The organism is Bradyrhizobium retamae (genome assembly GCF_001440415.1).
In the GTDB taxonomy this organism is placed as follows: Bacteria; Pseudomonadota; Alphaproteobacteria; order Rhizobiales; family Xanthobacteraceae; genus Bradyrhizobium; species Bradyrhizobium retamae.
Genome location: NZ_LLYA01000075.1, coordinates 1 through 2,761, shown reverse-complemented (window position 1 = coordinate 2,761; position 2,761 = coordinate 1). Strand labels below are relative to the sequence as shown.

Here is a 2,761-nt window from a genome sequence, read left to right as displayed (position 1 = left end):
ATACGAATTCAAGTACCTGCAGTTGCTCCGGACCTCTTCGACCCTCTCAAAAAAAACTGAAGGTGTAGTATGACGCAACATCCAAGTAGTCGCGTAGATCTGCATCGACTACCTCGCTGCGTCTCCGGTCCTTGATGTGCCAGAACACGCGGCGCACGGCCATCTTGGCGTCCAGCTTCGGGCGAAATCCATACTGGTTGTCCAGCAGGTCCGCGTCGAAGATGGGACCGATCACTAAGACCGCTGCCATCATAACGACTCTGTCATGAATGCAAGGGATTCCGAGTGGTCGGCGTCCGCCATTGCTCTTTGGTATCCATACTCTCAGAAGGGGCTTGGGACGGTAAGTGCCATCCTTCAGCTCCTGTCTGACACTTTCCAACCATTGCTGCTGTCCCTCTGCTTCGATCTGTTCGAATGTTATGCCGTCCACCCCGGGAGCGCCGTCGTTTTCACGGCACTTTTGGTAAGCTTCTTCCATGACATCCGGTCGGCAGATTTTGTCCCACAGAGAGTAGAAGCGGTATGTCGGTTCGGTCTTAGCTTTCGCCTGTAGCGAGCTCTGCAGCTTCTGAACGCGTATATCCGGTGTTGCTAGACTCATCGTCAATCGCCGTGTTCTCTGCTTCGTTCTCGCTTGAGACAAGTCAGGGCCCCTTCCCTCTTCCGGCGTTACCCGGTGTCATAGGTATTACGGACCCATCCGCCATCTGCCGCCGCCGACGCTGGCCCTCACGGGATCGTCGTTGTCAGGATTCGTCATCCTTCATCGACGGCAGACTTCCCTTGTTGCCCACTGTCCATGTCCCGCGCGTGCTGCCACCACTACCCCGGTGGGATCCTGGGGTGCTTTTCTCGCTCGCTTCCCCCAGGACGCCGGCCTTCCCCGTTAGAATGGCGGGTCGGCTCCCACGATGACGCTTTCGGAGCCTGCTCAGTGTTCACTCGCAAGTTGCGGCCCGCGCGGACCGATGACCCCCAAAAGGGGCCTTTTCTCAGAGTGCTTCAGGTCATTCGTCGCCTCCTGACCCGCTCCGAGTACTTCCGGCTAGAGCGAGAGTTTGCCGGCCTGGACTTCCACCAGGGAGAACAGTGCGCCTTGTCAAGGCACACATTCGAACATCGTCGAGCGGGGCAATAAGGCCGCAAACAGTTACGAGGAAAAATGCGCTCTTCGCCGGGTCGCATGGCGGCGGCCGAACCTGGGCGACCATTGCCACGCTTCTGCAAACCGCGAAGATGAACGACGTCGACCCGCACGCCTGGCTCACACAAACCCTCGACCGGATCGCGCAGGGCTGGCCGATCACTCAGATCGATGCGCTCATGCCCTAGAACTTCAAAGCCTGAACGGCATCAGCTTGGCGCTTACCCTGTAGCTCGCGTTGGCGCTATTCGACATGCTCAGGGTCCATCGTCAAAAGGCGGGTGAATGCATCCCAGCGGCTAAGGCAGTCGTCTTGGTCGTGTCGTTGTGCTTGGACTCGAGGCTACAATCTTTATCTGTTGCTTTCAAATCCGATCTGCCCACGCCGTGCAATCAGCTGCACGTTGGATTTATCGATGTTCTGCGCAGGAACTTCACCAGGCAGCTTTTTTCCAACACGCGGGTTGACCAGGTTGACGGGGAGTAAGGGGGCAGTGTCTTGGGAAATAAGATCCACATCTGACGCAAAGTCGTTCAGTAACGTCTACCGTGGAAATTTCGGCACATCCGTTCCTTGCGCAGTTTTCCTGCATCGACACCCGCCCGAGGCGCTAATCAATTCAATCTCTTTTGCACCTCCTGTTGAAGCAGCCATAACAACGCACTGAGGTCAGAAGAGAGCTTAACGTCTTGGAGATGCTGCGCAGAAGGATACAAGTCCGATTACCTTGACAGACCAGAAACGAATAGCTAATTGCCAGCGCCTGTGATCTCCTTGTTGCTTCTAGCGGGCAAAACCAGAAGGTACAATGAAGTTGGTGCGCTGAGTATCTGACGCTGAGAAGGGCCGACTTATTCGGCGCCGAAGGAGCAACCGCCCCAGGAAACTCTCCGGCAAAAGGACCCCGTCAGAAAATAGATCTGAAAAGAGATGCACTTGCGACCCCCGACGGGATAACGTTCTCAGGCAAATCGACAGATGGGGTACCCATTGATGGCTTGAAGAGCTGGAGTGCCCTTCATGTCCACACGATCGTATTAGTCGCCATCTGATCTGCTTGCTCGTTTCCTCTGCGGAAACGGCGGCATAAGGTTGCCCGTAGGTGTCCTTAATCTCTTCAAAATCGGGATTGGCCCGTCTTCTCACACCGTCGGTCCGATGCAAGCAGCCGCTACTTTCGTCCGCGGCCTGCCGGCTATCCAGGAGGAGAATATTGATCGGATTAAAGTTACGTTTTTTGGCTCGCTTGCGTGGACTGGCAAGGGACACGCAAAACGAGCGCCACACAACGAACTGAAAAACATCTCCCTCTGTCACGCGAGAATGATCGGCAACTTTGGAAGACGGCACGAGTACACATTGCCGCAGGAGGCTGCTGTTCACAGAGGTCGAGCGGGCATTCGCGACGAAGTACACATCCGCTTTTCGTTCTACTGATCTCGAAGGCATCCGATCGATGGCTGACGTCAACGAGAGAGTAGAAATGTGACGACTTGTCTCCACAGCATGGATGTTGCGATTATCCTCCGGTGATCGGCCACGGCCGCGGTTCCTAGTTTACTTTCCGGCGCAAAATTCGGCGGCCTTTTGAGGCAGCCAGAATCGCTTGGTGG

General features: G+C 55.7%; 2 protein-coding genes, 1 pseudogene and 1 riboswitch. Of the genes and pseudogenes, 2 read left to right on the top strand and 1 reads right to left on the bottom strand.

All coding sequences use genetic code 11. The features are described 5' to 3' along the window. Nucleotides 1-46: 46 nt before the first annotated feature. On the bottom strand, nucleotides 47-604 hold the full coding sequence (locus tag CQ13_RS45490; RefSeq protein ID WP_082637401.1) for a hypothetical protein: 558 nt from the start codon (nucleotides 602-604) through the stop codon (nucleotides 47-49). 511 nt (nucleotides 605-1,115) lie between these two features. Between CQ13_RS45490 and CQ13_RS40785 the strand changes: the two are divergent. After that, nucleotides 1,116-1,335 (top strand): annotated as a pseudogene (locus tag CQ13_RS40785) (transposase domain-containing protein); the annotation flags it as partial. A 639-nt stretch (nucleotides 1,336-1,974) separates the two neighbouring features. Beyond that, nucleotides 1,975-2,063: riboswitch (glycine riboswitch) on the top strand. Nucleotides 2,064-2,240: 177 nt separating this feature from the next. Continuing rightward, nucleotides 2,241-2,585, top strand: a complete 345-nt coding sequence (locus CQ13_RS10090) for a serine dehydratase beta chain (protein WP_082637400.1) — start codon at nucleotides 2,241-2,243, stop codon at nucleotides 2,583-2,585. The last annotated feature ends 176 nt before the right edge of the window (nucleotides 2,586-2,761 follow it).